Annotated in this window: 23 protein-coding genes; 10 read left to right on the top strand and 13 right to left on the bottom strand. The window is 54.0% G+C overall.

Features of this window, described 5'->3' with window-relative positions; genetic code table 11:
- Nucleotides 1-62 precede the first annotated feature (62 nt).
- From fusA to fkpA, 8 genes are all read right to left on the bottom strand, one after another.
- Complete coding sequence (gene fusA / locus ACMYSP_RS14650; protein WP_434582758.1) at nt 63-2,177, bottom strand: elongation factor G; 2,115 nt, start codon at nt 2,175-2,177, stop codon at nt 63-65.
- A gap of 96 nt (nt 2,178-2,273) precedes the next feature.
- A complete protein-coding gene (gene rpsG, locus ACMYSP_RS14645; RefSeq protein ID WP_004106370.1) occupies nt 2,274-2,744 on the bottom strand; it encodes a 30S ribosomal protein S7 in 471 nt (156 codons plus the stop codon).
- 95 nt (nt 2,745-2,839) lie between these two features.
- Nucleotides 2,840-3,214 carry a 30S ribosomal protein S12 gene (gene rpsL / locus ACMYSP_RS14640; protein ID WP_002920115.1) on the bottom strand — a complete coding sequence of 125 codons (375 nt, stop codon included), beginning with the start codon at nt 3,212-3,214 and terminating at the stop codon, nt 2,840-2,842.
- Between the two features lie 124 nt (nt 3,215-3,338).
- Nucleotides 3,339-3,626 carry a sulfurtransferase complex subunit TusB gene (gene tusB, locus ACMYSP_RS14635; protein ID WP_434582756.1) on the bottom strand — a complete coding sequence of 96 codons (288 nt, stop codon included), beginning with the start codon at nt 3,624-3,626 and terminating at the stop codon, nt 3,339-3,341.
- Between the two features lie 7 nt (nt 3,627-3,633).
- Nucleotides 3,634-3,993 carry a sulfurtransferase complex subunit TusC gene (gene tusC / locus ACMYSP_RS14630; RefSeq protein WP_434582755.1) on the bottom strand — a complete coding sequence of 120 codons (360 nt, stop codon included), beginning with the start codon at nt 3,991-3,993 and terminating at the stop codon, nt 3,634-3,636.
- A complete protein-coding gene (tusD, locus tag ACMYSP_RS14625; protein WP_123757368.1) occupies nt 3,993-4,379 on the bottom strand; it encodes a sulfurtransferase complex subunit TusD in 387 nt (128 codons plus the stop codon). Before tusD ends, tusC begins: the two co-directional genes overlap by 1 nt.
- Complete coding sequence (locus ACMYSP_RS14620; RefSeq protein ID WP_004868391.1) at nt 4,379-5,101, bottom strand: helix-turn-helix transcriptional regulator; 723 nt, start codon at nt 5,099-5,101, stop codon at nt 4,379-4,381. Before ACMYSP_RS14620 ends, tusD begins: the two co-directional genes overlap by 1 nt.
- A 357-nt stretch (nt 5,102-5,458) precedes the next feature.
- Nucleotides 5,459-6,289 (bottom strand): FKBP-type peptidyl-prolyl cis-trans isomerase, encoded by an 831-nt coding sequence (gene fkpA, locus ACMYSP_RS14615; RefSeq protein WP_434582754.1) that lies wholly within the window; start codon nt 6,287-6,289, stop codon nt 5,459-5,461.
- Nucleotides 6,290-6,511: 222 nt separating this feature from the next.
- Between fkpA and ACMYSP_RS14610 the strand changes: the two genes are divergently transcribed.
- The gene (locus tag ACMYSP_RS14610; protein WP_434582753.1) at nt 6,512-6,730 is read left to right on the top strand and encodes a protein SlyX; all 219 of its coding nucleotides are present in this window, start codon (nt 6,512-6,514) and stop codon (nt 6,728-6,730) included.
- A 167-nt stretch (nt 6,731-6,897) separates the two neighbouring features.
- Here the strand turns inward: ACMYSP_RS14610 and slyD are convergent, their stop codons facing one another.
- From slyD to kefG, 4 genes are all read right to left on the bottom strand, one after another.
- Nucleotides 6,898-7,482 carry a peptidylprolyl isomerase gene (gene slyD, locus ACMYSP_RS14605; RefSeq protein WP_123757365.1) on the bottom strand — a complete coding sequence of 195 codons (585 nt, stop codon included), beginning with the start codon at nt 7,480-7,482 and terminating at the stop codon, nt 6,898-6,900.
- 94 nt (nt 7,483-7,576) lie between these two features.
- Nucleotides 7,577-7,777, bottom strand: coding sequence for a YheV family putative zinc ribbon protein (locus ACMYSP_RS14600; RefSeq protein WP_123757364.1), 201 nt, complete (start codon nt 7,775-7,777; stop codon nt 7,577-7,579).
- Nucleotides 7,778-7,791: 14 nt separating this feature from the next.
- Nucleotides 7,792-9,597 carry a glutathione-regulated potassium-efflux system protein KefB gene (kefB, locus tag ACMYSP_RS14595; protein ID WP_434582752.1) on the bottom strand — a complete coding sequence of 602 codons (1,806 nt, stop codon included), beginning with the start codon at nt 9,595-9,597 and terminating at the stop codon, nt 7,792-7,794.
- Entirely contained in the window at nt 9,584-10,147 is a 564-nt protein-coding gene (gene kefG, locus ACMYSP_RS14590) for a glutathione-regulated potassium-efflux system ancillary protein KefG (RefSeq protein WP_434582751.1), read from the bottom strand. Before kefG ends, kefB begins: the two co-directional genes overlap by 14 nt.
- Before the next feature lie 173 nt (nt 10,148-10,320).
- Between kefG and ACMYSP_RS14585 the strand changes: the two genes are divergently transcribed.
- The 8 genes from ACMYSP_RS14585 to ACMYSP_RS14550 all read left to right on the top strand — a co-directional run bounded on the left by ACMYSP_RS14585 (nt 10,321) and on the right by ACMYSP_RS14550 (nt 19,416).
- Entirely contained in the window at nt 10,321-12,225 is a 1,905-nt protein-coding gene (locus ACMYSP_RS14585) for an ABC transporter ATP-binding protein (protein ID WP_434582750.1), read from the top strand.
- A gap of 111 nt (nt 12,226-12,336) precedes the next feature.
- Nucleotides 12,337-12,789 (top strand): nuclear transport factor 2 family protein, encoded by a 453-nt coding sequence (locus ACMYSP_RS14580; protein WP_174510143.1) that lies wholly within the window; start codon nt 12,337-12,339, stop codon nt 12,787-12,789.
- Nucleotides 12,790-12,990: 201 nt separating this feature from the next.
- The gene (locus tag ACMYSP_RS14575; RefSeq protein WP_434582749.1) at nt 12,991-13,314 is read left to right on the top strand and encodes a hypothetical protein; all 324 of its coding nucleotides are present in this window, start codon (nt 12,991-12,993) and stop codon (nt 13,312-13,314) included.
- Between the two features lie 52 nt (nt 13,315-13,366).
- Complete coding sequence (locus ACMYSP_RS14570) at nt 13,367-16,474, top strand: multidrug efflux RND transporter permease subunit (RefSeq protein ID WP_434582748.1); 3,108 nt, start codon at nt 13,367-13,369, stop codon at nt 16,472-16,474.
- 6 nt (nt 16,475-16,480) lie between these two features.
- Nucleotides 16,481-17,098, top strand: a complete 618-nt coding sequence (locus tag ACMYSP_RS14565) for a TetR/AcrR family transcriptional regulator (protein ID WP_434582747.1) — start codon at nt 16,481-16,483, stop codon at nt 17,096-17,098.
- 237 nt (nt 17,099-17,335) lie between these two features.
- Nucleotides 17,336-18,289: a hydrolase gene (locus tag ACMYSP_RS14560; protein WP_434587104.1), complete on the top strand. Its 954-nt coding sequence runs from the start codon at nt 17,336-17,338 to the stop codon at nt 18,287-18,289.
- A gap of 2 nt (nt 18,290-18,291) precedes the next feature.
- The gene (locus tag ACMYSP_RS14555; protein ID WP_434582746.1) at nt 18,292-18,510 is read left to right on the top strand and encodes a YheU family protein; all 219 of its coding nucleotides are present in this window, start codon (nt 18,292-18,294) and stop codon (nt 18,508-18,510) included.
- A gap of 36 nt (nt 18,511-18,546) precedes the next feature.
- Nucleotides 18,547-19,416 (top strand): phosphoribulokinase, encoded by an 870-nt coding sequence (locus ACMYSP_RS14550; RefSeq protein ID WP_123757354.1) that lies wholly within the window; start codon nt 18,547-18,549, stop codon nt 19,414-19,416.
- Nucleotides 19,417-19,486: 70 nt separating this feature from the next.
- Here ACMYSP_RS14550 and ACMYSP_RS14545 read toward each other — a convergent pair whose 3' ends face one another.
- On the bottom strand, nt 19,487-19,891 hold the full coding sequence (locus tag ACMYSP_RS14545) for an OsmC family protein (protein ID WP_123757353.1): 405 nt from the start codon (nt 19,889-19,891) through the stop codon (nt 19,487-19,489).
- Between the two features lie 305 nt (nt 19,892-20,196).
- Between ACMYSP_RS14545 and crp the strand changes: the two genes are divergently transcribed.
- Entirely contained in the window at nt 20,197-20,829 is a 633-nt protein-coding gene (crp, locus tag ACMYSP_RS14540) for a cAMP-activated global transcriptional regulator CRP (protein WP_000242758.1), read from the top strand.
- The last annotated feature ends 7 nt before the right edge of the window (nt 20,830-20,836 follow it).

Genomic DNA, 20,836 nt, shown 5'->3' with positions numbered 1-20,836 from the left:
TCCTTACTATAGTGCTCTCCCCATCAGGAGAGAGCACGGGATTTTGGTTTTAACCCTACGGCTTATTTACCACGGGCTTCAATTACGGCCTGAGCAACGTTGTTCGGTGCGTCATCATACTTCAGGAATTCCATGGAGTAAGATGCACGACCTTTGGTCAGGGAACGCAGCTGAGTTGCATATCCGAACATTTCAGACAGCGGAACTTCAGCATGAATCTGTACGCCAGTAGCGTTAGATTCCTGGCCTTTCAGCTGACCACGACGACGGCTAAGGTCACCGATGACATCACCAGTGTTCTCTTCCGGAGTCTCTACTTCAACCTTCATGATCGGCTCAAGCAGAACTGGTTTCGCTTTCTTAAAGCCATCTTTGAAGGCAATAGAAGCAGCCAGTTTAAACGCCAGCTCAGAGGAGTCAACGTCATGGTAAGAACCGAAGTGCAGACGCACACCGAGATCAACTACCGGGTAACCTGCCAGCGGACCAGCTTTCAGCTGTTCCTGGATGCCTTTATCAACGGCCGGGATGTATTCGCCAGGAATTACACCACCTTTGATGTCGTTGATGAACTCGTATCCTTTCGGATTTGAGCCCGGCTCCAGTGGGTACATGTCGATCACAACGTGACCATACTGACCGCGACCACCAGACTGCTTAGCATGTTTACCTTCGATATCGGTAACTTTAGAGCGAATCGCTTCGCGGTAAGCAACCTGAGGTTTACCGACGTTCGCTTCAACGTTGAATTCACGCTTCATACGGTCAACGATGATGTCGAGGTGCAGTTCACCCATACCGGCGATAATGGTCTGGTTAGATTCTTCGTCAGTCCATACGCGGAACGACGGGTCTTCTTTAGCCAGACGGCCCAGAGCCAGACCCATTTTTTCCTGGTCAGCTTTGGTTTTCGGTTCAACAGCGATGGAGATTACCGGCTCTGGGAATTCCATACGCTCCAGAATGATCGGCGCATCCGGGTTACACAGGGTGTCACCGGTAGTTACGTCTTTCAGACCGATAGCAGCAGCGATATCGCCCGCGCGAACTTCTTTGATTTCTTCACGTTTGTTAGCGTGCATCTGTACGATACGACCGAAACGCTCACGTGCAGATTTCACGGAGTTCAGGATGGTATCACCAGAGTTAACCACACCGGAGTAAACGCGGAAGAAGGTCAGGTTACCCACGAACGGGTCGGTAGCAATTTTAAATGCCAGAGCAGCAAACGGCTCTTCATCGCTAGCGTGACGCTCAGCCGGAGTATCTTTACCGTCGTCCAGAATACCGTTGATCGCAGGTACATCAACCGGGGATGGCAGGTAATCAATTACCGCATCCAGCATCGCCTGAACACCTTTGTTCTTGAACGCAGAACCACAGGTTACCAGGATGATTTCGTTGTTCAGAACACGCTGACGCAGAGCTTTTTTGATCTCTTCTTCAGTCAGTTCTTCACCACCCAGGTATTTCTCCATCAGCTCTTCTGAAGCTTCAGCAGCGGACTCGATCAGGTTCTGGTGCCATTCGTCAGCCAGTTCCTGCATGTCAGCCGGGATATCTTCATAAGTGAAGGTAACGCCTGCGTCTTCTTCGTTCCAGTTGATGGCTTTCATTTTCACCAGGTCAACAACACCGGTGAAACCTTCTTCAGCACCAATTGCCAGCTGCAGCGGGACCGGAGTCGCGCCCAGACGGGATTTGATCTGACCAACAACTTTCAGGAAGTTCGCACCCATGCGGTCCATTTTGTTAACGAACGCAATGCGCGGAACTTTATATTTGTTTGCCTGACGCCATACGGTTTCAGACTGCGGCTGAACACCACCAACTGCGCAGTAAACCATTACTGCACCATCAAGCACACGCATGGAACGTTCTACTTCGATAGTGAAGTCAACGTGCCCCGGGGTGTCGATGATGTTAACGCGATGCGGTTCATACTGCTTAGCCATACCAGACCAGAATGCAGTAGTCGCTGCGGAGGTGATGGTGATACCACGCTCCTGCTCCTGCTCCATCCAGTCCATGGTTGCTGCGCCGTCGTGAACTTCACCGATTTTGTGGTTTACACCGGTGTAGAACAGAATACGTTCGGTAGTAGTGGTTTTACCGGCGTCGATGTGCGCACTGATACCGATGTTACGGTAGCGTGCGATGGGTGTTGTACGAGCCATTTGATTCCTCGTTTGTTTCTTTAGGCGTTCAGTTAAGTTATCCAGTACGGGCGACTTACCTGAAGCGCCCGCCTGGTGACTATGACTCCGAAGGGATTACCAACGGTAGTGTGCGAACGCCTTGTTGGCTTCTGCCATACGGTGAACGTCTTCACGTTTCTTAACTGCAGTACCTTTGTTGTCTGCAGCATCAGAAAGTTCGTTCGCCAGACGCAGAGCCATGGATTTATCACCACGTTTACGAGCAGCTTCTACGATCCAACGCATTGCCAGGGCATTACGACGAACCGGACGGACTTCAACTGGAACCTGATAAGTAGAACCACCTACACGGCGGGACTTAACTTCGACGGTCGGACGGACGTTGTCCAGAGCGACTTCGAAAGCTTCCAGTTCATTTTTACCAGAACGCTGAGCCAGGGTCTCCAGCGCGCTGTATACGATTGCTTCTGCAGTAGATTTTTTACCATCTACCATCAGGATGTTGACAAATTTTGCCAGCAGTTCTGATCCGAACTTAGGATCTGGAAGGATTTTACGCTGACCAATGACGCGACGACGTGGCATGGAAATACTCCGTTGTTAATTCAGGATTGTCCAAAACTCAAAGAGTTTAGTTTGACATTAATATAAAACGTTTGGCCTTACTTAACGGAGAACCATTAAGCCTTAGGACGCTTCACGCCATACTTGGAGCGAGCTTGCTTACGGTCTTTAACGCCGGAGCAGTCAAGCGCACCACGAACGGTGTGGTAACGAACACCCGGAAGGTCTTTAACACGACCGCCACGGATCAGGATCACGGAGTGTTCCTGCAGGTTGTGACCTTCACCACCGATGTAGGAGGTGACTTCGAAACCGTTAGTCAGACGAACACGGCAAACTTTACGCAGTGCGGAGTTCGGTTTTTTAGGAGTGGTGGTATATACACGAGTACATACGCCACGTTTCTGCGGGCAGGCTTCCAGTGCAGGCACGTTGCTCTTTGCAACTTTGCGTGCGCGTGGTTTGCGTACCAGCTGGTTAATTGTTGCCATTAAATAGCTCCTGGTTTTAGCTTTTGCTTCGTAAACACGTAATAAATCGCCTCATATAATATGAGGACGCAGAATTTTAGGGCGGTGCCGAAAAGGTGTCAAGAAATATACAACAATCCCGTCATTACCAGGCCAGTTGCCCAGGATGTTTGAGCGACATTCTGACGAAATCAGTATAGCCAACCCTGACGACACTGTCTGAAATTTGACCAGCCAGCCCGCGGGCATCGATGTCATCTTGCAGAGCATGAATGGTTATGGGGGCAGACTGCAGCATTTCAAGGAAGCGACCACCGGCGATGGCGGCAGTGACACCATCTGATAGCAGCAGCAGGTCATCCCCCGCGTTCATCAAACGGAGCATGGTAGTGATATCGGCATGCCAGGGAGAAACGCTTAAGGTGTGGAGCATCGGAACCTCAAAACCGCAGAATCACGTTGAAATCATCGAGCCGGGCGCGTAACGCTTCGGGTTCAAGCCATTCAGCATCGACAATCCACGGCGTGGTTGCATCAAGACCGCGTTCACGCGCGGAAGCCGCGCATAGCCAGCAGGCGTCAATGTCATACAATGACAGCAGCTTAAAAGTGGCGATATAGTCGCGGGCAAGCACCGCTGACGGCGTTTGACCCGGTAACAGCTGAAAGACGCCGTCGCCAACAAAGAAAACGCCCAGCTCATCGGTTAATGCAGAGGTCGCCAGCAGCGCATCCAGGCCTTCTCTGCCGGAAGCTGAGCCGTGAGGCGCGGAAGAAAAAACAAAGGCCACGCGTTTCATCAGAACTGCACCATCCGATCGCAGGTTAATGACGCTTCTGCCAGCGCCCCAAGGCCACTCAACGTAAACCCTGGCTGCAGATTATGGCCCGGTAAGCCCAGTTGCTGAGCTTCCCGTTCATCGGTTACACCACGACGCAGCGCTGCCGCGACGCAAATGTGTAAAGCAACCGCATGTTCATCATGCAGACGTTGCCATGCGCGCACCAGGTCAAACTCATCGCTAGCAGGCGCCGTCAGTTGGTTAGCGTTATAGACGCCTTCACGATAGAAAAAAATGCAGGCCAGTTCATGGCCCTCTTGCAGAACCGCCTGAGCAAACTGCCAGGCACTGCTGGCCTGTTGTGTACCGTAGGCTGGCCCTGTCACCGTAATGGCAAAACGCATTACTTATCCAGCCCCTGGAAATCGCCGCTCTTAAACTGGCGAATGTAGAGGTAGACCGTATGTTTGGAAATATTGAGCCGATCGGCGACCTGGTTAATGGCATCTTTGATATCAAAGATCCCTTTCTCATAGAGGTTCAGGACAATCTGGCGATTTTTGGCATTGTTGGACACATTGCGGTCCGCATTGACTTCTTCAATCGTGAATTCAAGCGTTTGTGCAACCAGGTCATCAACAGACGATGCAAAGTTCACCTGAGAGTTGACCTCCGGCGTTTCCGGCGGAATAAAGGTGCTCATGATCTGGGAGAACGGCACGTCCAGGTTCATGTTGATGCACAGCAGACCAATAACCCGATGCTCACGGTTGCGGATAGCAATCGTGACAGACTTCATCAGGACGCCACTTTTGGCCCGCGTAAAGTAACATTTGGAAACGCTGCTATCGGCACCCGTCATATCGTGCAGCATACGCAGCGCGAGGTCGGTAATAGGCGAGCCGATTTGGCGACCGGTATGTTCACCGTTGGCGATGCGGATAGCGGAGCATTTCAAATCCTGTAGGGAATGCAGCACGATCTCACAATGGGAACCAATGAGCATCGCTAACCCGTCCACCACCGCTTCATAGGATTTGAGGATATCGAAGTCGGTCTGGTCGAAAGGACGTTGATCCAGCAGGTCAAGCTCACTGGTTTCGTTGGTTAAAAGCGACCTGGACATGAAAAAAAGCACTCCTTTTCAGGAGCCTGTCATTTTTTACACCAAATCATTCAAGGTGCGTTGAGGCACAGGTCCAGGACAAACTCATCAGCAACGAATTTGACCAGCCAGAAGCTGGTTCAGTAAGAGACTTGATGCCTCTTATGATTCCCAGAGCAAACTCCGATGGTCACCGAAATTAGCGAGTGCGGCCAACGTAGATGCAGCTTGAAGGATGAAGTGTAGCTCGTCAGGGCAGGCTCATCATCATTATTAAGCTATCTAAAGTAATACAGCGCTTGAGGCACTTTCCAGTTTTAATTATATCCGCCCCAAATAAAAAAGCCGCCGCCTTTGAGGGCGGCGGCTTAAACCAGATTACTTCTTCGCGTCTGCAGCCGGTGCTGCTGCCGCTGCGTCAGCCGCTGCTTCAGGCTTAGCATCCGCTTTCGGTGCTGGCTTGATATCCAGCAGTTCTACGTCAAATACCAGAGTGGAGTTTGCCGGAATACCCGGTACGCCTGTTTTGCCGTAAGCCAGATCCGGTGGGATGACCAGCTGGATTTTGCCGCCTTTCTTGATATTTTTCAGGCCTTCAGTCCAGCCCGGGATCACGCCGTCCAGACGGAAGGACAGCGGCTCACCACGGGTATAAGAGTTATCGAACTCTTTACCGTCGATCAGCGTACCTTTGTAGTTCACGACAACGGTATCGCTGTCTTTCGGTGCGTCACCGGTACCTTCTTTCTCAACTTTATACAGCAGGCCAGATTTAGAAGTTTTCACGCCCTTCTCTTTCGCGAAGGTATCACGGTAGGCTTTGCCTTTCGCGTCGTTCTCAGTCGCGTCTTTTTCCATTTTCTGCTGAGCAGCAGTTTTTACGCGAGTTTCGAAAGTCTGCAGTGTCTGCTCGATCTCTTGATCGGACAGTTTACTCTTGTTGGCAAACGCGTCCTGAACACCGGCGATCAGCTGATCTTTATCCAGCTTGATGCCCAGTTTTTCTTGTTCTTTCAGGGAGTTTTCCATGTAACGTCCCAGTGATGCACCCAGCGCATAAGCAGATTTTTGATCGTCATTTTTAAATGCCGCTTTGCTATCCGTCGCAGGTGCCGCCTTCGCAGCAGTATCAGCCGCAAAGGTCAGCGGTGCATTCAGGGCGACAGCCATTGTGGTCGCCAGCAGCGTTACTTTAAACAGTGATTTCATCCATTTCTCCAGGGCCGGGGCATCTCACCCCAGGGTTATCGTAAAATGCAAAAGAGGTACTATAGAACGTTGCAGGATAAATCTACATACAGTCGTTCCTGAATATCACCCGTTTTCAGACTATTTTTGTATAAATTAGTTTCCTGCCTTACGCCAGGTTGCTGCACAACTGATGAAAATTCAGTAGAATCCGCCCGCGAAATCCGACAAAAGGGGTAACTCATGCACGATAGTACACTGGAGACTCGCCTGGCGGAGTTGGAAAGCCGGCTGGCATTTCAGGAAATCACCCTTGAAGACCTCAACAAGACCGTTACCGCCCATGAGATCGAGATGGCGAAAATGCGTGAGCATATGCGTCTGATGGTCGAAAAACTGAAAGCCACCCAGTCATCGCACATCGCGTCACAGGCCGAAGAAACGCCTCCTCCACATTATTGAGACGTAAAAAAAGCGGGTTTCCCCGCTTTCTATATCCGGTAGCATTGTTGCTACCGGATTGAATACCTGAAGAATTTCTAGTCACAGTATGGCGGTAACCTGAGTACACCCGACGTGCCGGGGTTAACAGCGAAACCAACGCACCTGCGCTTGAAAGACGTTTGGTATTAGTGGCAGCCGCAACCGCCGTTACCGCAACCACCTTTGCCATGTTCATGACCGTGGTCGTGATCGTGGCCGTGACCGCCGCAGCAACCATCATGATCGTGGTCATGATCGTGGCCGTGAGCACCGTGTACGTGACCGTGTTCCAGCTCTTCTGCCGTCGCTTCGCGAATCGCAACCACTTCAACGTTGAACTTCAGGTTCTGGCCTGCCAGCATGTGGTTACCATCAACCACAACGTGCTCGTCATCAACTTCGGTGATTTCAACCGGTACCGGACCCTGGTCGGTTTCAGCCAGGAAACGCATCCCGACCTGCAGTTCATCAACGCCCATGAAGACGTCTTTAGGAACACGCTGAACCAGGTTTTCGTCGTACTGGCCGTACGCGTCGTTCGCGCCGACTTCTACGTCAAATTTGTCGCCCACTTCATGACCATCCAGCGCATTTTCCAGGCCGGAGATCAGGGAACCGTGACCATGCAGGTAGTCCAGCGGTGCGCTCACCGGAGACTCATCAACCAACACACCGTCTTCTGTACGTACCTGATAGGCCAGGCTGACCACCAGGTCTTTTGCTACTTTCATGATTGCTCCTGAGCATGGGAAGAATAGTGGCGCAGATTGTAACGGAATTCTGCAGCCGTGTACCCTCTAGCTTAAAAAAAGGCGAGCGATAACGCTAGTCCGGATGAAAAATGCCAATCACCTGTTCATCTTTGCGGACATGCTCTTTTGCCTCTTTATCCGCCTCACGCATCTGGTGTCCACACTTAACACACTCAACAATATCGACATTATTTTCACGCCACATCGCCAGTGAATCCTGAGCCTGGCACGTTGGACATTTTGCGCCAGCAATAAAACGTTTACGTACAGCCATCTTTTATTGACCCTTTATTCAAACTCATCCCAGCCATCAAGCTGTCTGCTCTCTTTCTGCATCTCACGCTGGAAAATCTCCTCCAGCTCCCGGCGCGCTTCCCGCACGCGTGATATCTGCAGCGTATCAGTATTTACCGGCATTAACTCGCGCAGCATTCGCATATCCAGACGCCGAAAGTGCAGTTGCGCACGTTGTGCCTGGTGCGGATGCATGCCGACGCTAATCAGCGCTTTGCGCCCCAGCTCCAGGGCGCTAGAAAAGGTCTCACGTGAAAACTGCACTACCCCGGCCTGCAGCAGCTCATGCGCCTCAACGCGGCCCCGTGCTCGCGCCAGAATATTGAGATGCGGAAAGTGCTGTTGGCACATCTCAACCAGCTTCATGGTATCTTCCGGCTCATTGCAGGTGATCACGATCGATTGTGCCGCTTCAGCCCCTGCCGAGCGCAGTAATTCCAGCTGGGTTGCGTCGCCAAAATAGACCTTGTAACCATATTTCCGCATCAGGTTAACCGCGCTGATATCACGCTCCAGCACGGTAATACGCATTTTGTTGGCCATGAGTAAGCGGCCTATGACCTGCCCGAAACGGCCAAAGCCGACGATAATGACCTGCGGTTTATCATCTTCAACCCACGGTGCCTCATCTTCTTCTTCCGACTGATTAAAACGCCGGGAGAGCACGCTATCGACCAGGGTCATCAGGAGCGGCGTGGTCATCATCGACAATGTAACCGTCACCAACAGCAGCGCCATCTGATCGTTTTCAAACAGACGTAGCGAAGCCGGCAGCGAGAACAGTACAAAGGCAAACTCTCCCCCCTGGCTCAGCACACCGGCAAACTGCATCCGTTCCGAGCTGCGCAGGCCATACACTCTTGCCAGGATATACAACACCAGACTTTTTACCGCCACCAGCACGGCGACGCTTGCCACCACCCACAGCAAATGGGTGTACAGCACGCCAAGATTCAGCGCCATCCCCACGGAGATAAAAAACAAACCGAGCAAAAGTCCTTTAAACGGCTCGATAGCGATCTCCAGCTCATGGCGATATTCGCTCTCGGCCAGCAGCACGCCGGCAATAAAGGTGCCGAGCGCCATCGACAGGCCCAGGGCATCCATAAACAGGGCTGACCCCAGCACCAACAACAGCGTCGCGGCGGTGAACACTTCGCGCACGCCGGAGCCGGCAATAAAGCGGAAGACTGGCCTCAGCAAAAAGCGGCCGCCAATCAGCATGCCGCCGAAAGCCAGCACCTTCATCCCGATCGTAAACCAGTCAAAATGGTCATCGCCGGGCCCCGCCAGCAGCGGTACCAGGGCCAGCGCGGGGATCACCGCCAGATCCTGAAACAGCAATACCGAAAAACCCAGCTGCCCGGATTCGCTCCGGCTCATCCCCTTTTCGCGCATCAGCTGCAGCGCCATCGCCGTGGACGACATGGCCAGCCCAATACCCCCGACCACCGCCGCTTGCCAGGAGAACCCCGTCAGCACCAGCAGGCCGCCAAGAATACCCGCGCTGAGCAGCACCTGCGCCGCCCCCACGCCAAAGATCGAACTGCGTAAGCGCCAGAGTTTGGACGGATTCAGTTCCAACCCGATGATAAACATCAGGAACACCACGCCCAGTTCGGAGAAATGGAGGATCTCATCAACATCACTGATGAATCCCAGCCCCCACGGGCCGATCGCAATACCGGCCAGCAGATAGCCTAAGACCGCACCGATACCGAGCCTGGCGGCCAGCGGTACCGCAACCACGGCAGAAAACAGAAATAAGACGCCGGCTAACAGCAAATCAGCTCCCGCCATAAATTCCTCCTGCCGTAATGGGATTGGCCAGCCAGTCACGGTAGGCACGGGCATGACTTTTCAGATCGTCGGGTGACTGCCGGCGAGCCCAGTAGACAATAATCGGACTCATCCAGTGCATGCGACACATGCCGGCCGTTAGCTCAAACGGCCGCAGAATATCGTTCATCGGATAGCGGTTTGCATCACGTCGGTAGGCACTCTCTGGCTCACCGGTGGTGATCACGCTGCGCCAGTACTTTCCCGCGAGCTGGTTTCCTCCGGCACCGCTGGCAAAGCCGCGGCTCAGAACCCTGTCCAGCCACTCCTTCAGTAAGGCCGGGCAGCTCCAGGTGTATAGCGGATGCTGGAACACAATCACCTCATGTTGGCGCAGGAGATCCTGCTCATGGGCAATATCGATAAAAAAATCGGGGTAGTGCGCATAAAGATCGTGCACGGTGACATTAGGCAACTGTAAAGCCGGTTCAAGCAAAACCCGGTTGGCCACGGAATCCTGGGATTCTGGGTGGGCATACAGCAGCAAAACCTTCGCTGTCTGAGACATCATTCCCCTCCCGAATGTCTTTTGGCGGCCTCTAACATGGCTGCGTCCCGACGCAACCAGAATGACTTTGTCTATCGTCTTCGTTTTGGGCTACCATTGCGGCCCGGTGGAGCTATTTGCTACCACATTACATTATCATAATGACAAACTAACATAGTCAGAACATACGGCGCCTTATGATTGTTTTCTCCTCGTTACAAATTCGTCGCGGCGTACGAGTCCTGCTGGACAACGCCACCGCCACCATCAACCCTGGCCAGAAAGTCGGTCTGGTGGGCAAAAACGGCTGCGGGAAATCCACGCTGCTATCGCTTTTGAAAAACGAGATTAGCGCCGACGGCGGCAGTATGACCTTCCCGGGCAGCTGGCAGCTGGCGTGGGTTAATCAGGAAACGCCGGCACTTCCGCAGCCCGCCATTGATTATGTTATCGACGGCGATCGCGAATATCGACAGCTTGAAGCGGATTTACATCACGCCAACGAGAAGAACGACGGCCACGCCATTGCCACGGTGCACGGCAAGCTGGATGCCATCGATGCCTGGACCATTCGCTCCCGCGCCGCCAGCCTGCTGCACGGGCTGGGGTTCAGCAACGAACAACTCGAAAGCCCGGTCAGCGACTTTTCCGGCGGCTGGCGTATGCGCCTGAACCTGGCGCAGGCGCTGATTTGCCGCTCCGATTTACTGCTGCTCGATGAACCGACCAACCACCTTGACCTCGACGCGGTCATCTGGCTGGAAAAATGGCTCAAAGGCTATCCAGGCACGCTGATTCTGATCTCTCACGACCGCGACTTCCTCGATCCGATCGTCGATAAAATCATCCATATCGAACAACAAACCATGTTCGAGTACACCGGCAACTACAGCTCGTTTGAAATCCAGCGCGCGACCCGCCTGTCGCAGCAGCAGTCGATGTACGAAAGCCAGCAGCTGCGCGTCGCGCATCTGCAGAGCTATATCGACCGTTTTCGTGCCAAGGCCACTAAAGCCAAGCAGGCACAGAGCCGTATCAAGATGCTGGAGCGGATGGAGCTGATCGCCCCGGCCCACGTCGATAACCCGTTCCACTTCAGCTTCCGCGCCCCGGAAAGCCTGCCCAATCCCCTGTTGAAAATGGAGAAGGTCAGCGCCGGATACGGCGAGCGGATTATTCTGGACTCCATCAAACTCAACCTGGTGCCGGGTTCCCGTATCGGCCTGTTAGGCCGTAATGGCGCCGGTAAATCGACGCTGATTAAGCTGCTGGCCGGTGAGCTCCAGCCGCTGCACGGTGAGATTGGCCTCGCCAAAGGTATTAAGCTTGGCTACTTTGCCCAGCATCAGCTGGAGTTCCTGCGCGCTGATGAATCGCCATTGCAGCACCTGGCTCGTCTGGCGCCACAGGAGCTGGAGCAGAAGCTGCGCGACTACCTGGGCGGTTTTGGCTTCCAGAGCGATAAGGTCAACGAAGAGACCCAGCGTTTCTCCGGCGGTGAAAAAGCACGACTGGTACTGGCGCTGATCGTCTGGCAGCGCCCTAACCTGCTGCTGCTTGATGAACCAACCAACCACCTTGATCTCGATATGCGCCAGGCCTTAACCGAAGCGCTGATTGATTTCGAAGGCGCGCTGGTGGTGGTATCGCACGATCGCCATCTGATCCGCTCGACCACTGACGATCTCTATCTGGTGCACGACGGCAAAGTTGAGCCGTTTGATGGTGACCTGGAAGATTATCAGCAGTGGCTCAGCGACTCGCAAAAGCAGGAAAGCCAGAGCACTGAAGCGCCGAAAGAGGCCGGTAACAGCGCCCAGGCCCGCAAAGATCAAAAACGGCGGGAAGCCGAACTGCGTACGCTGACTCAACCACTGCGCAAAGAGATTACCCGCCTTGAAAAAGAGATGGATAAGCTCAACACGCAACTTGCCCAGGCGGAAGAGCTGCTGGGCGACAGCGAGCTGTATGACATCTCTCGCAAAGCGGAGTTAACCGCCTGCCTGCAGCAGCAGGCCAGTGCGAAGTCGGGTCTGGAAGAGTGTGAAATGGCCTGGCTGGAGGCGCAAGAGCAGCTGGAGCAAATGCTGCAGGAAGGCTAAAGCCGGGTATGCTAATAACAGAGGCGAAAATCCAGCGGTGTGGTTTTATGGGAACGCATCGTGCTTCGCCTCTGTTAAAAACCGCATAACTCACCTGCAAGAGGAACTGCCATGGTTAAAAAAACGCTCCTTTCCCTCTCACTGCTGTGCGCCCTGACCCATACAGCCTTTGCCGCCTACACCGAGAGCGAATTAAAAAACAAAGAAAACGTCATCGCTTTTTATAATAAAGCGTTGAACGATAAAGATTTTGAGGCCGCCAGGCCCTATCTCGGCCAGCAGTATATCCAGCACAACCCAGGTGCAAAGGATGGGCCTGAAGGCTTTCGCCAGTTTATCGCCTTCCTGAAAGATAAATACCCGGACTCCCGCAGCGAGATTAAACGGACGATCGTCGATGGCGACTACGTTGTCCTGCACGTCGCCACCACCGGACGCGAACCCGGAGTCACCCGCGCCATCGTGGATATTTTCCGCCTCGATGCACAGCACAAAATCGTGGAACACTGGGACGTTATTCAGACTGTTCCGGAAAAAACGGCCAGCGGCAACGGCATGTTTTAAGTCCGTCACTCAGCCATCTGTAGTGCAAGGTGGCTGTTTTTCCTGCGTTATTCTCTGACCTCCCCTACACCTTGCGCTGTTTCCCCTCGTCATAACACTTGCGAATGTGTCTTGTTTAACCAATTTATTTACTTTACTGTAAAGTAAATAAATTGATGTGGATGCCGTAACATGACCTTATGTAAAAGGTGGAATTACCTCATGTTGTTGATGCTGTTATCGGTATTCAGCACCGGTAACCCTGCGTTCGCGCACCTGCTCACCGCGCCGGTTGCCAGCAAAATGTCCACCCTCTGTCCGGCGCCCGCCGTCTGGACGCGCAGCGGCATACAACAGCGGTTATTTAACCGTCAAAGTACGCTGGTAACGCTGCATCAACTGCGAGAAAAGTTGCAGCAAAACTCACTCAGTATCCAGGCCTACGACCGCCTGTGGACGGCGTATCAATGGAACCTGATGTTGCTTGAGCTCAATCCACTCTGCGTCAACTACGCCCGACGCGCCCTCTACTGTCCTGAAGCCTAATCCTCGCTTCTCCGGCAACGTTATCCCGCTGACTGACGAAAGGTCTGTGAATATGCTGGCACATTTTTTTGTTTCCCGACCTGTTTTTGCCGCCGTCATGGCAATTTGCATCATGGCGGCCGGAGCGCTCGCACTGTTTACGCTACCCGTTGAACAGTATCCCGATATTGCGCCGCCTGGCGTCAGCGTAACGGCAAACTACCCTGGCGCCTCTGCTGAAACGATCGAAGAAAGCGTCACTCAGGTGCTGGAACAGCAAATTAAGGGCATTGATGGCCTGCTCTACTTCTCGTCCAGCAGCAGCTCTGCCGGACAGGCACGCATCAGCCTCAGCTTTGCCCAAAATATCGATCCTGATATGGCGCAGGTCCAGGTTCAGAACGCCGTCAACCAGGCATTAACCCGCTTACCGCAGGAAGTGCAACAGCAGGGGATCACGGTAACCAAATCGCAGGGAGACAGCCTGATGGTAGTCGCCCTTTATGATACGACCGGCCAGCTCAGCAATATTGATATTAACGACTTCCTGGTCAGCACCCTGCAGGATCCGCTCAGCCGTGTCGATGGCGTCGGAGAAACCACGGTGTTTGGCGCCCAGTACGCCATGCGCATTTGGCTGAATCCGCACAAGCTCAACGGTTTCGGGCTAATGCCTTCGGATGTACGCGCCGCCATTGAGGCGCAAAACACGCAGGTAACCAGCGGAGAAATCGGCACGCTGCCGACGCTGGAGGGACAATACCTTAACGCGACCGTCACAATGCAGTCACGCCTGGAAACGCCGGAACAGTTTGAAAACATCACGATTCGGACCAACCGCGATGGGTCCACGATCTATCTGCGCGATGTTGCTCGCGTCGAGATCGGTGCCGAAAACTATCAGAACCTGACCACTCTGAATGGCTACCCGGCCGCCGGGATCTCCGTGCAACTGGCCTCAGGGGCAAACGCGCTCAGTACCGCCGAAAATGTACGTGCCGAAGTCGAAAGATTAACCACTCAGTTCCCTGCAGGCATGGTGGCGGCCTACCCACGCGACAGTACGCCGTTCGTCACCGTCTCGATTAAAGGCGTGGTGCAAACCCTCATCGAAGCCATCATTCTGGTGGTTATCGTCATGTACCTGTTCCTGCAAAACTGGCGTGCGACGCTAATCCCGACGGTCACCGTTCCGGTCGCCCTGCTTGGCACCTTTGGCATCCTCAGCGTGCTCGGCTACAACATCAATACCCTGACGCTGTTCGCCATGGTTCTGGCGATTGGTCTGCTGGTCGATGATGCCATCGTGGTGGTCGAAAACGTCGAGCGGGTGATGGCCGAAGAGGGGCTCGGTCCGGTAGAAGCGACGTTACGCTCGATGAATGAGGTCACCGGGGCGCTGATCGGTATCGCGATGGTGCTATCGGCCGTCTTTGTTCCCATGGCCTTTTTTGGCGGCTCCGTTGGCATCATCTACCGGCAGTTTACCGCCACAATCGTGACCGCAATGAGCCTGTCCGCGCTGGTAGCAATGACGCTGACCCCTACTCTGTGCGCGCATTTACTCAAGCCCAGTCACGCGAAGCAAGGCCGCTTTTTCCGCTGGTTTAACCACGGCGTCGAAAAAAGCCAAAACCGTTATCTCATTATTCTGCAGCACATCACGCGCCGGCCCTTGCGCAACTGCCTGCTCACTCTCCTGCTGATCTTGTTGATGCTCTGGCAGTACCAACGCCTGCCAACCGGCTTCCTGCCGGAGGAGGATCAGGGGTCAGTCGCGATTCAGTTTACCCTGCCCTCTGGCTCACCAATGTCGATGACCGAGCAGACTGGGAAAGATATTTCGCACTATTTTATGACCGAAGAGAAAGACAATCTGAACGTCATCTTTATGGTTACAGGGCGTAATAACGCCGGCAGCGGGCAAAACGTCGGTATGGCGTTTGTCGAGTTAAAACACTGGGACCAACGCCAGGGTAGGGAAAACAGCGCGCAGTCGATTATTGCTCGTGCCAATCAGTACTTCAGGACATCGACCAACGCGACGATTAGCGTTTCCGCCCCGCCGGCCGTCCGTGGGCTTGGACAGTCCAGCGGCTTTGAGCTGTGGCTGCAGGACCAGTCGGCGCAGGGATATGACGCGCTACTCGCGGCGCAAAAAAACCTGATATCGATGGCAACCGCCAACAGCAATCTCGACGCAGTGAGGCTCAACAGCCTTGATGAAAAATCCCAGCTGCGTATTGAGGTGGATCGTCAGAAGGCCGAATCCCAGGGGCTGACACAGGCTGACATCAACGAGACCATCGCCGCGGCCTGGGGAGGCGTTTACGTTAACGATTTTGTCGACCGTGGACGTATCAAACGTGTCTACCTGCAAGGCGATGCACCGTGGCGCTCCAGCCCCGAAAGCCTCTCCACCTGGTTTGTGCGCGGCAGTGAAGACAATATGGCCTCTTTCAACAGTTTCGCGTCAATGCGATGGAGCACCGGGCCGCAGATGCTACAGCGATTTAACGGTCTGTCGGCGGTCCAGTTCCAGGGAAGCGCCGCCAGCGGTATCAGCTCCGGCAGCGCGATGAATGAGATGGCCACACTGGTACAGGGTCTGGATGGCTTCGGTTTGCAATGGAGCGGTTTGTCGTACCAGGAACAGGCCTCATCGGGGCAGACGCTGTGGGTTTACCTTACTTCCGTTATCTTTATCTTCCTCTGTCTTGCCGCACTCTATGAGAGCTGGTCAATTCCGTTGGCCGTCATGTTGATCATTCCACCGGGCATATTGGGGGCCGTAAGCGCATCGACGCTGGCCGGTTTTGATAACGATATTTACTTTCAGGTCGGGATGCTGACCACCATGGGGCTGTCGGCTAAAAATGCCATCTTAATCGTTGAGTTCGCCCAGACGAGGCTGGCGGCAGGCCAAAAGCTGGTGGAAGCCACCCTTGAAGGCGCGCGCCTGCGTTTACGGCCAATTATAATGACGTCGCTGGCATTTGTTGCCGGCGCCATCCCTCTGGTACTCTCTAGCGGAGCGGGCGCGTCGAGCCGCACGGAAATCGGAACCGCGGTGATCGGCGGAATGCTTTCCGGGACGCTCCTGACGCTGCTTCTGGTCCCGCTTTTTTTCATCCTGATCCAGCAGGGGATCCGCTCCCTAAAAGGAAAACACAAAGGATAGCAATTGATGGCTAACCAACGTGGGCGTCCGATGACCGCGCGCCCTCGCATTTTACAGACCGCATGCGAACTGTTTTTGAAACACGGGCTGGATGTCTCTCTCGACGCCATCGCCGCTGAAGCAGGGAGCTCCCGCCCCACGCTCTATAGCCACTTCCCGGGTGGCAAAGATGCGTTGCTGCTGGAGAGTTTTTCCTATTTGAACACCAAAATGCAGCCGCCACTGCGTCAGCTACTGCAGGATAAGCAACACGACTTGCCAGCGCTGCTGCTTGGTTTTGCTCGTGTCGTGCAGGCGCATTTTTACAGTGCGGAAAATATCCGCTTTCAGCGTCTGCTCATCCAGGTGCTGGTGCAAAAACCCGAACTGTACGCCGTGATTGAACAACGCCCGACCGGTCAGGTGTTGACCGTACTGGTTGAGATACTCAGCATGCAACATGCGCGTGGCGTGCTCACCCTGACGGACCCCGAAGTTCAGGCCAGATTGTTCCTTGGGTCGGTGATGGGTTACCCGTTACCGTCGGCACTGATCTCGCAGCAGGCGCTTGACCCCGCGCAGCTGGAGCCGCTCGCCAACTCAGCCGTCACGACTTTCCTCAGCGCCTGGCATTATCACTCCTGACCCGTCTGACAGACGCCTGCCGGGCACGATAATTACCGGCAGCGCGTACTCCAGTCATCATCCAGCCGCAATTTCGTGTAACCTATAGTACTGGCCGTAAGACCACATATTGGATAACCGGCGCACCTCGTGCGCGGTATAGTGTTGTATTAGTTTATTAATTGCTCTGGTGCTATGGTTGAAATCACCCCCACAGAAATGACGCCCCCTGAAGACGACTCGCGCGAGTTTCACCCGATGCGCGGCGTGGGTAATCGTCATCTGCAAACCATGCTTCCGCGCCTGATCCGCCGCAAACTGGGCTTCACGCCCTACTGGCAACGCCTGGAGCTGCCGGACGGTGATTTTGTCGATCTGGCTTGGAGCGAAGACCCCTCCCTGGCACGGCACAAACCACGACTGGTCGTCTTTCACGGCCTGGAAGGCAGCCTGCACAGCCCCTACGCCCACGGCCTGATTCATGCCGCCATGCAGCGCGGCTGGCTCGGCGTAGTGATGCATTTTCGCGGCTGTAGCGGTGAACCCAATCGCAATAACCGGATCTATCATTCTGGCGAAACCGAAGACGGCAGCTGGTTTCTGCACTGGCTGCAACGTGAATTTGGTACGGTCCCGACGGCCGCCGTTGGCTATTCGCTAGGGGGAAACATGCTGGGCTGCCTGCTGGCGAAAGAAGGCGATAGCGTCCCGCTGGACGCCGCGGTGATCGTCTCGGCCCCCTTCATGCTGGAAGCCTGCAGCTATCATATGGATAAAGGTTTTTCCCGGGTCTATCAGCGCTATCTGCTTAACCTGCTAAAAGCCAATGCGGCCCGTAAGCTGAAGGCCTACCCGGGTTCGCTGCCGGTCGATTTACGCCAGCTTAAAGGAATGCGCCGCATCCGCGAGTTTGACGATATGATCACCGCGAAAATCCACGGCTTCGCCGATGCGCTAGACTACTATCGCCAGTGCAGCGCGATGCCGCGATTAAGTGATATCACCACGCCAACGCTGATCATTCACGCGAAGGACGATCCTTTCATGGATCACCACTCTATCCCGCCGCAGGAACAGCTGCCGGCAAATGTGGAATATCAACTGACCGAACAAGGCGGGCACGTCGGGTTCGTCGGCGGCACGCTGCGTAAGCCGGAAATGTGGCTGGAACGACGCATTCCAGACTGGTTAACCCGTTGGTTGGGAGCATAAATATGATTATTCCCTGGCACGATCTGGATCCCGAAACGCTGGATAACCTGATCGAAAGCTTTGTATTGCGTGAAGGCACCGATTATGGTGAACATGAACGCTCGCTGGTGGATAAAGTCGCCGACGTCAAACAACAGTTAACAAGCGGAGAAGCCGTGCTGGTGTGGTCTGAACTACACGAAACGGTCAACATTATGCCCCGCAAGCAGTTCCACGGCTAAGGCGGCACCACACCATCGTTTAATCTGGGAGTTGTTATGTCTGCCAAACATCCGGTGATTGCCGTCACGGGCTCCAGCGGCGCGGGAACCACGACCACCAGCCTCGCCTTTCGTAAAATTTTCGCACAGCTGAATCTGCGTTCTGCGGAAGTCGAAGGCGACAGCTTCCATCGCTATACCCGCCCGGAAATGGACATGGCGATCCGCAAAGCGCGCGATCAGGGAAAGCACATCAGCTACTTTGGTCCGGAAGCCAACGACTTCGGCCTGCTGGAAAATACCTTCCTTGAATACGGGCGCAACGGCAGCGGTCAGTCGCGAAAATACCTGCATACCTATGACGAAGCGGTCCCGTGGAATCAGGTTCCGGGTACCTTTACGCCGTGGCAACCGCTCCCGGAGCCGACCGACGTCCTGTTTTATGAAGGGCTGCACGGCGGCGTGGTCACCCCGCAGTATAACGTCGCGCAAAATGTCGACCTGCTGGTCGGGGTGGTACCGATTGTCAACCTGGAATGGATCCAGAAGCTTATCCGGGATACCAGCGAACGCGGCCATTCCCGTGAAGCGGTGATGGACTCCGTCGTGCGTTCGATGGAAGACTACATCAACTTCATCACCCCACAGTTTTCCCGTACCCATATCAACTTCCAGCGGGTCCCCACCGTCGATACCTCGAACCCGTTTGCGGCGAAAGGCATCCCCTCACTGGATGAGAGTTTTGTGGTGATCCACTTCCGTAATCTGCAGGATATCGATTTCCCCTGGCTGCTCGCGATGCTGCAGGGATCGTTTATCTCGCATATCAATACGCTGGTGGTTCCGGGTGGCAAAATGGGCCTGGCGATGGAGCTGATCATGACGCCGTTGGTAGAGCGCCTGATGGAAGGTAGAAAGATCGACTAGCCATAAAAAACCCCGGACGCATAACGACCGGGGTTGTTCTCTTCGCTACCAGGCTCTATCCGGCTATCGGTTAGCCTTCAATGACCTCATAGGTGTGGGTGATGTTGACTGCTTTTTGCAGCATCAGCGCCACCGAGCAATATTTCTCTGCCGACAGATCCACCGCACGCGATACCGCCGCATCCTTCAGCTCTTTGCCGGTCACAATGAAATGCATGTTGATATGGGTAAACAGGCGCGGCGCCTCTTCCCGGCGTTCAGAGGTCAGCTTCACCTCACAGTTGGTCACGTCGTGACGCCCTTTCTGCAAAATAGACACGACATCAATCGCGCTGCATCCGCCCGCCGCCATCAATACCATTTCCATCGGGCTTGGCGCTTTATCTCCGGAGTTACCGTCCATCAGAATCTGGTGACCTGATGCGGACTCCCCGATGAAGGTTAACCCTTCAACCCATTTCACACGAGCTTGCATAAAATTTAACTCCGAGGTTGCAATTTTCCTGACAGATTACGCGCACATAACAATTCTCGCAACGGAAGGCGACCTACATCATGCTGAAGCGAGACACCAGGAGACATGCGGCAAAAGCTATGCTAAAACAGTCGGGATGCTACAGTATTACATTGATGTATTGCATGTATGCAGAGGAGTTCACATTACAGGCTGAAGAAAAATCACCAGCCATTTCCCAGGCATAGGGAAACAATACGATTGCATGCCCGGATGCCGTGTAGTGTCGGCACCCGGAGATAGCTTATAACAGAGGATAACCGCGCATGGTGCTTGGCAAACCGCAAACAGACCCTACCCTCGAATGGTTCTTGTCTCATTGCCATATTCATAAGTACCCATCGAAAAGCACGCTGATCCACCAGGGTGAAAAAGCAGAAACGTTGTACTACATCGTCAAAGGCTCTGTGGCTGTGCTCATCAAGGATGAAGAAGGTAAAGAGATGATCCTCTCTTACCTCAACCAGGGCGATTTCATCGGTGAATTAGGCTTGTTTGAAGAAGGCCAGGAGCGTAGCGCCTGGGTACGTGCAAAAACCGCATGTGAAGTGGCCGAAATCTCTTACAAAAAATTCCGTCAGCTGATCCAGGTTAACCCGGATATTCTGATGCGCTTGTCGTCGCAGATGGCTCGTCGTCTGCAGGTCACCTCTGAAAAAGTGGGTAACCTTGCCTTCCTCGACGTCACCGGTCGTATCGCTCAGACGCTGCTGAATCTGGCTAAACAGCCGGACGCTATGACCCACCCTGATGGTATGCAAATTAAAATTACCCGCCAGGAAATTGGTCAGATCGTCGGTTGTTCTCGCGAAACCGTCGGCCGTATTCTGAAGATGCTGGAAGATCAGAATCTGATCTCCGCACACGGTAAAACTATCGTCGTTTACGGTACACGTTAAGTCGTTA

Origin of the sequence: Klebsiella sp. R390 (genome assembly GCF_051131745.1) — a bacterium.
Lineage (GTDB): Bacteria > Pseudomonadota > Gammaproteobacteria > Enterobacterales > Enterobacteriaceae > Klebsiella.
This window is presented reverse-complemented; position numbering and strand designations above follow the sequence as displayed.

What these genes read in the sequence shown, in the direction of transcription:
- kefB (WP_434582752.1), bottom strand. Translation starts at nt 9,597, where the DNA reads ATGGCGGGAGCTGATTTGCTGTTAGCCGGCGTCTTATTTCTGTTTTCT.
- ACMYSP_RS14550 (WP_123757354.1), top strand. Translation starts at nt 18,547, where the DNA reads ATGTCTGCCAAACATCCGGTGATTGCCGTCACGGGCTCCAGCGGCGCG.
- ACMYSP_RS14570 (WP_434582748.1), top strand. Translation starts at nt 13,367, where the DNA reads ATGCTGGCACATTTTTTTGTTTCCCGACCTGTTTTTGCCGCCGTCATG.
- fusA (WP_434582758.1), bottom strand. Translation starts at nt 2,177, where the DNA reads ATGGCTCGTACAACACCCATCGCACGCTACCGTAACATCGGTATCAGT.
- tusC (WP_434582755.1), bottom strand. Translation starts at nt 3,993, where the DNA reads ATGAAACGCGTGGCCTTTGTTTTTTCTTCCGCGCCTCACGGCTCAGCT.
- fkpA (WP_434582754.1), bottom strand. Translation starts at nt 6,289, where the DNA reads ATGAAATCACTGTTTAAAGTAACGCTGCTGGCGACCACAATGGCTGTC.
- ACMYSP_RS14560 (WP_434587104.1), top strand. Translation starts at nt 17,336, where the DNA reads ATGCGCGGCGTGGGTAATCGTCATCTGCAAACCATGCTTCCGCGCCTG.
- ACMYSP_RS14600 (WP_123757364.1), bottom strand. Translation starts at nt 7,777, where the DNA reads ATGGCTGTACGTAAACGTTTTATTGCTGGCGCAAAATGTCCAACGTGC.
- tusD (WP_123757368.1), bottom strand. Translation starts at nt 4,379, where the DNA reads ATGCGTTTTGCCATTACGGTGACAGGGCCAGCCTACGGTACACAACAG.
- ACMYSP_RS14555 (WP_434582746.1), top strand. Translation starts at nt 18,292, where the DNA reads ATGATTATTCCCTGGCACGATCTGGATCCCGAAACGCTGGATAACCTG.
- rpsG (WP_004106370.1), bottom strand. Translation starts at nt 2,744, where the DNA reads ATGCCACGTCGTCGCGTCATTGGTCAGCGTAAAATCCTTCCAGATCCT.
- ACMYSP_RS14585 (WP_434582750.1), top strand. Translation starts at nt 10,321, where the DNA reads ATGATTGTTTTCTCCTCGTTACAAATTCGTCGCGGCGTACGAGTCCTG.
- rpsL (WP_002920115.1), bottom strand. Translation starts at nt 3,214, where the DNA reads ATGGCAACAATTAACCAGCTGGTACGCAAACCACGCGCACGCAAAGTT.
- ACMYSP_RS14545 (WP_123757353.1), bottom strand. Translation starts at nt 19,891, where the DNA reads ATGCAAGCTCGTGTGAAATGGGTTGAAGGGTTAACCTTCATCGGGGAG.
- tusB (WP_434582756.1), bottom strand. Translation starts at nt 3,626, where the DNA reads ATGCTCCACACCTTAAGCGTTTCTCCCTGGCATGCCGATATCACTACC.
- slyD (WP_123757365.1), bottom strand. Translation starts at nt 7,482, where the DNA reads ATGAAAGTAGCAAAAGACCTGGTGGTCAGCCTGGCCTATCAGGTACGT.
- ACMYSP_RS14620 (WP_004868391.1), bottom strand. Translation starts at nt 5,101, where the DNA reads ATGTCCAGGTCGCTTTTAACCAACGAAACCAGTGAGCTTGACCTGCTG.
- kefG (WP_434582751.1), bottom strand. Translation starts at nt 10,147, where the DNA reads ATGATGTCTCAGACAGCGAAGGTTTTGCTGCTGTATGCCCACCCAGAA.
- ACMYSP_RS14580 (WP_174510143.1), top strand. Translation starts at nt 12,337, where the DNA reads ATGGTTAAAAAAACGCTCCTTTCCCTCTCACTGCTGTGCGCCCTGACC.
- ACMYSP_RS14575 (WP_434582749.1), top strand. Translation starts at nt 12,991, where the DNA reads ATGTTGTTGATGCTGTTATCGGTATTCAGCACCGGTAACCCTGCGTTC.
- ACMYSP_RS14610 (WP_434582753.1), top strand. Translation starts at nt 6,512, where the DNA reads ATGCACGATAGTACACTGGAGACTCGCCTGGCGGAGTTGGAAAGCCGG.
- ACMYSP_RS14565 (WP_434582747.1), top strand. Translation starts at nt 16,481, where the DNA reads ATGGCTAACCAACGTGGGCGTCCGATGACCGCGCGCCCTCGCATTTTA.
- crp (WP_000242758.1), top strand. Translation starts at nt 20,197, where the DNA reads ATGGTGCTTGGCAAACCGCAAACAGACCCTACCCTCGAATGGTTCTTG.